The 6000-nt window shown below is 34.0% G+C and carries 6 protein-coding genes and 1 pseudogene; 3 read left to right on the top strand and 4 right to left on the bottom strand.

Features of this window, described 5'->3' with window-relative positions; genetic code table 11:
- From BLL41_RS21140 to yonT, 4 genes and pseudogenes are all read right to left on the bottom strand, one after another.
- A pseudogene (locus BLL41_RS21140) lies at nucleotides 1–742 on the bottom strand (hypothetical protein); the annotation flags it as partial.
- Nucleotides 743–852: 110 nt separating this feature from the next.
- The gene (locus BLL41_RS21135) at nucleotides 853–1014 is read right to left on the bottom strand and encodes a hypothetical protein (protein ID WP_071579315.1); all 162 of its coding nucleotides are present in this window, start codon (nucleotides 1012–1014) and stop codon (nucleotides 853–855) included.
- Between the two features lie 44 nt (nucleotides 1015–1058).
- Complete coding sequence (locus BLL41_RS21130) at nucleotides 1059–1331, bottom strand: hypothetical protein (protein ID WP_083428093.1); 273 nt, start codon at nucleotides 1329–1331, stop codon at nucleotides 1059–1061.
- The gene (yonT, locus tag BLL41_RS21125) at nucleotides 1328–1504 is read right to left on the bottom strand and encodes a type I TA system toxin YonT (RefSeq protein WP_071579314.1); all 177 of its coding nucleotides are present in this window, start codon (nucleotides 1502–1504) and stop codon (nucleotides 1328–1330) included. Before yonT ends, BLL41_RS21130 begins: the two co-directional genes overlap by 4 nt.
- A gap of 1011 nt (nucleotides 1505–2515) precedes the next feature.
- Between yonT and BLL41_RS21120 the strand changes: the two genes are divergently transcribed.
- The 3 genes from BLL41_RS21120 to BLL41_RS21110 all read left to right on the top strand — a co-directional run bounded on the left by BLL41_RS21120 (nucleotide 2516) and on the right by BLL41_RS21110 (nucleotide 5796).
- Nucleotides 2516–2710, top strand: a complete 195-nt coding sequence (locus tag BLL41_RS21120) for a hypothetical protein (RefSeq protein WP_071579313.1) — start codon at nucleotides 2516–2518, stop codon at nucleotides 2708–2710.
- Nucleotides 2711–2749: 39 nt separating this feature from the next.
- Nucleotides 2750–5257 (top strand): hypothetical protein, encoded by a 2508-nt coding sequence (locus BLL41_RS21115; RefSeq protein ID WP_071579312.1) that lies wholly within the window; start codon nucleotides 2750–2752, stop codon nucleotides 5255–5257.
- Nucleotides 5258–5520: 263 nt separating this feature from the next.
- A complete protein-coding gene (locus BLL41_RS21110; RefSeq protein ID WP_071579311.1) occupies nucleotides 5521–5796 on the top strand; it encodes an HU family DNA-binding protein in 276 nt (91 codons plus the stop codon).
- Nucleotides 5797–6000 lie beyond the last annotated feature (204 nt).

The following is a 6000-nucleotide window of genomic DNA, read 5'->3' as shown; positions in this document are numbered from 1 at the left end:
GAATATCCTTCTTTGCTTTATCAAATTGCCTACTGTGCTGCATTAATTTATAACTGGCATTCTCTTTGACTACTGCATAAAGTTCATACTCTATTCCGTTAATGTCATAATAATATTTCTGAATCTGAGCATCAAACAAATATGTAAGATTATAAACCTGTTTAAATTGGGCAAAGATGTCTGCAGGAAACTGCCAAAACAATACAGACTCATTATGCAATATTAAGTTTTTACTCTTGGCCAAATGTTTAAGCGTTTGGAACTCTCCTTTATATTCCCTATTAAGGTTTCTTTCTTGTTCATCATTCCAAATGATTGTACCATTATTGTTCTTAATCCACTCATTTTGGAACAACATATCCAGATCATCCTTGGATATATTCAATTTCTTTACTACTTCCATAGTTTCGTCCAGGATAAGAGTATAATTGCCTGAGTAAATCAATTCTTTAGTTGTTTCATTAGCCATACTGAATAAAGCATGCGTTGTTACAATGTCATTGTTATCTGCTAAATGTTTATGTAATGAATCCAGTTTATAGAGTGTTTCTCCTTCCTCACTATGTATTTTTGGTTCGTAAAACTTTCTATTCGTACACGACCTCTTTATTCTTGTTACCTCATCAAGATATGGTGTGATAAAGATAAAATGCTCATTCTTTGGTGCTTCATTCATCATCTTTATAATGTAAGTTGTTTTCCCCGATCCCATAATAGAATCAATCACTTTTACCTTCTCCATATAGCCTCCTTATATTTTAATTTTGTATCGAAAAATAAGGAACGATAATTGCCTTACCGCTCCCTTATTTATAACGAATATTTAATTATTCTTATCTGTTCGCTGATTGATTAATAAGAATCATCTTGTTTAACTTTACTTATCTCTTCTCTGTACTCTAATAGGTCTGAATCTATTCTGTCAGTTGTTTTCTTGATGGAGTCAATATCTTGCTTGAGCATTTCTAATTCCTTAGCAAGCTGCCGAATAGCATCCAGGAATTTATTCTCCACTCATCTCACCTCAATGATTTAATTATACCATGAGGCCTATATGATTAGTGTGACTTGTTTCTTAGTTTAAGGAAAGCAAAATAAATGATCCATAACAATATGGCAATGATACATGAGACTACAAATATTGTATTGATTAGTGTTTGTGCTTCGCTGCTGAAGTAATCCTTAATGAGTTGAAACATTAAGAATAAGCCAATGAATGTGATATGGGTAAACCATAATGAGAATCGTTTCATGTTTGCAATGTGCTTGATCATGTTATAATATGGGTAGGAACTAAAGGAGAAGTTATTCCCCTTTAGCTTAGCTCTCATCGGCGTATACGTTTGCGTTGTCTCTTTGGTCGGAGCCGCTTGCGTATACGCTTTTTCTTTTTGCTTGTCCCATTCTTTAGGTTTCTTATCTTCTCAACTATTGTTAGACTGTTGATTGTAAGAACCGTTAAAGATATGAGGAAAGCAACTATGATACCCACTTTCTCAAGCACTATGTACACCTCCTTTCCTATGACTCTATTATAACATAATTCGCGGTTTTTATATACATATTTTTTGTATTTGTATTAAGTTATTTGTACGTTAATGGATGGCATTGAGATGCTTTGTGTGCTGTCTGAGTGAACAGTAATGTAAAATGGACTGGAGATGGATAAGGAATGCTTAGAGAGGTGTAATATTCATTCTGAGAGCGTGTGAGAGTGATTAGGTTGGATGACTGGATGATAAGTGTTTGTATGATATGGGAACGGATGAGGTTAATGTGTAGAATGGTTAGTGTAGGATATATGATTAGATAAGATAAGGTTATGTATAGTGATGAGGATAGATGAAGATAAATAAATATGTCTTCGATTCCCTCGGATTCGTTATAGATACGATTATTTTTAATGAATGGTTATTCATTTTTAAATTGCAAATCAATTTATTTTTTTTAATTTATTCTTGTGTTTGGCCTGGAATTATGTTAGTGCTGTTGCAGACATACCCAATTCATCAAATGCACGTATAATGTTCCTTATACACGTATTACAATACCAATATATGGGGGTATATTTACATCTAATGGTAAAAATGAGGGAACGAATGTACCCATAGCACTTCCATTTCCACACCCTATCCAAATTTTCATTTTCCTAATCCCACCTCAAAATTACCCTATTTAACATCGTAATCGCTATCGTAAAAGCCTATAGTATCAACGTTTTCACCTTTTCAAATTACCTCGTTTTCTTTAATATTTAGATAAAGCAGCCACTTCCCCCTACTCTCACTTATGTTTTACGATCGTTTATCCCCTAATTACCATTCGATACATGAAATACCCTTATGTTTACTGGATTTTTAAGCTCTTTAACTATTTTTACGATAGGTATGTTTTTAGATTACGATAATCACTCTATTTGCCTCATAATTCACCTCAATAACCAGAAGCTCAAAAAAACAATAGACAAATACAAATAATATGTATATGATTATACTGTGGGTAAGGAGGTGAGGTAATGCAAATGGACTCAGAAAAAGTTACATACATGTCTAGGGATTTAATTGAATTTTTGGAGACTACTATTATCGATGGAACTGCTTCACAAGAAGAAAACACTCTTTATGAGGACTATAAACTATTTGGAACAATCGATAAAAAGAGCTATGCATTCAAAAAACTTGTATATAAGTATCTAAAAAGCGATTATTAAATCAAAAAATATGTATAAAAGTAATAAGGGGATAATTTATTGAAAGGAAAAAAAGATGGCCTAAATAAGCAAGTACATATTTACAGTATTGACACTTCTGCTTTTTATAATGATCAAGAAAACAAATTACATAACAAGATTTTAAAATCATATAGGTACAGAGATCATCTCAAAAAACTTGAACATGTTGATAAAAAACATAAGAAGTACATAACGCAAAGGATTATTTCCTTAAAAGAAAATCTTTATAACGCCTTTAACAATCATAATCAAATAAGAACACTTAGAACAGATTCCCTGAAAGATAATAATGTGATTTCATTATTTGATTCTGTCTTAACTCGAACGTTGGGAATCAAAGAAAACTCTCTCTCTGAAGAGATCATGGTTGTCCAAACTTATCACTTTCAAATTTTAAGGGACATTATTGATAAAGGATTCATACATAACAATGAGAAATACGTTTATTTCACTAGCAGTGCCGGTCAAATACGAACCAAAAAGTCATGTTTTATCAAGCAAAGCACCTTAGATAAGTATCAAAATGCTTTAACTTGTGGCCTTAGCGTGGAGCAAATCAATGCTCAAGGTGGAAGCAGCATAAACAAATGGAATAGCTACATGGCCTTATCTAATAGCGCAAGTAGTCCATGGGAAATTGATATTGATAAAGCAATTGTCGTAAATGACTTAGAAACAAACGTTTCCAGCCTGGTTGATTATATTGACCGTGATACATATGAAATCACTCGTAAGATTATGGATATTCCTATAGAACATACAGATGGTTGTGGAATGATGCTTCCTAGTTTGAGCCAGAAAAGCTTTATGGTCAGATTGCCTTGGGTTAAGGGCCTACTAGTTCCATTTGATTTTAGAAAGTTTGCTGAAAAACACAGTTCATTTATAGTTAAGGACGTCTACGGTAAAGAATGGGACGTTATTAAAGATGATATCCAAATAATTTTTACGAAAAGCCAGTTTAAGATGTGGAAGTACTATGATTCTTGGGATGATTATCGCTCTAAATTTAAAAAGTATGGATGTTTAGGAGCTAAATTAAATGAAGAAGATCCATCTGTTGAGGGAAAACTGACTTACCAGATGCTACAAACACTCACTGATATCACAGATGAGGAATTGAAACAAATCAGTTCAAAGACTGTTAGTGAGATTACTCAATTAGGCACTGATAAAGAAACAATGATGAAAGTTTTGGGGGCTACCGAGAAAAATAAACATAAGACAAGCCTTCAAGAAGCTCTACTAATATATCCTGAGCTGCTAAATGATGATCACACCAAAGAAATCATTAAGAATAAGAAGAAGAGTATGATTAAGGACGCCAAATCAGGAAAATTACTTGTCAGTGATGCTAGGTATACATATTTATGTCCTGATCTATATGCTTTTTGTGAAAGATTGTTTCTTGGAATTGAGAATCCGAAAGGACTGCTTTCAGGAAGCAATGTCCATTGTTCTTTATATGATGAAGGGTATATTGATATCCTTCGCTCCCCTCACCTATTCAGAGAGCATGGAGTTAGGTGGAACAAAAAAGATAAGGAATATGAAAATTGGTTTATTACCCCAGGTGTTTATACCAGTATTCATGATCCGATATCGAAACTGCTACAGTTTGACAATGACGGGGATAAGGCCTTAATTATTTCTGATGAGCTGATCGTCAATATTGCCAAGCGTAATATGGAGAACATCGTTCCTTTGTATTATGAAATGTCTGTAGCCCAGAAACAAGAGATTAATAGCAGGAACATCTATGAAGCACTAACTCTTGCTTATGGAATCAATATCGGGGAATACAGTAACAACATCACTAAGATATGGAACAGTGACAATATAAACCTGGACGTGATCAAATGGTTATGCATGGAGAATAACTTTACTATCGATTTTGCAAAAACCTTATTCATGCCCACCCGCCCTGATCACGTTGATGAGAAAATCAAAGATTACATAAAAAATAAAGTGCCCCACTTCTTCATCAATGCAAAGGATAAAGAAGAACATAGCGTAGAATCGATTAATGAAAGTACAGTAAATAAGTTAGACTCAATTATTCCTAATGACCGAATCAACTTTAACGCAGTTGCAGGAAAATTTGATTACCGTTTCTTACTCAGACATAAAAAAGTGAAACTTGATGAATCGGTTATCAATGAGTACAAACGTCTTGACCGAAACAAAAAGTGGCTCATGAATAATGAAGAAATTAAACCAGGAGAAAAGCTATACGTCTATAAGATTATCAAACAAAGATTAATGGAAATACATAACGATGAGCAACTTATTACAGATGTTTTAGTTAAGTACCTATATAAAAAGAAGAGTAAATTCAAATCGACTTTGTGGGAGTGCTGTGGCGAACTTATATTGGAAAATTTAAAGATTAACTTAAGGAATTTTAAGGCTTGTGGGAATTGCGGAAAAATGTTCAGTCCCTCTTCTAATAAATCTAAATACTGTAACAATTGCTCAAAAAAAATGATCTTAGATAAACATAAACGCTACAATAAAAAAAGATAACGACCAATAGAAAGTGCCATGAGCCTTACTCCCCCAAGGGATACAGCATTTCTCGGCAAAAAAAGATCAACAAAAAAACACCTTGAACCCTTGGTACGACTGGGCTGAAAGCCCCTTTTGAGATAATCGCCATAAGGGAGAAAGAAAGCTAATTTCCACATAAAAGGGCGAGTAAGTCTCCCATTTTTTCAAAAAAATCACAAACGTTACCGTAATTATACTTTAACACAAAAATAAACGAAATCACTAGGAGGATTTAAAACATGAACAAAACAGAATTTGTTGGAGCAGTTGCAGAAAAATTAGGTGTTACTAAGAAAGAAGCTACTCCTAAAGTTGAAGCAGTATTTAATGTCATCGTTGAAACGCTAACAAAAGGTGAATCAATTAAGGTTCCTGGAGTTGGAACATTTGAAGTTCGTGAACGTGCAGCTCGTAAAGGGAGAAATCCACAATCGGGTGAGGAAATTGATATTCCTGCTACAAAGGCACCTGCATTTAAGCCGGCAAAAGCACTTAAAGACGCAGTCAAAGCTTAATAAGAGTTAATGAGGACGACAGGAAAGGCTTCCTGCACGCTTTGTCACAAAGAGCTTATGCTCCTAAAAGTGGCAGAGTTAGAAGTTATGGAGGAAATTGTCGACCTCCCCTCTTTTCCCTTCATCTCCGGGTTAATTAATTAGAGTTGATTATTGATGGCATGGGGTGTCGTCAATAATTAGTTGATTACTGATATTTGGGAT

This window comes from Bacillus sp. FMQ74, assembly GCF_001875785.1.
Classification (GTDB): Bacteria; Bacillota; Bacilli; order Bacillales; family Bacillaceae; genus Bacillus; species Bacillus stercoris.
The sequence above is the reverse complement of the archived record's forward strand: the minus strand, read 5'-3'. Positions and strand labels throughout refer to the sequence as shown.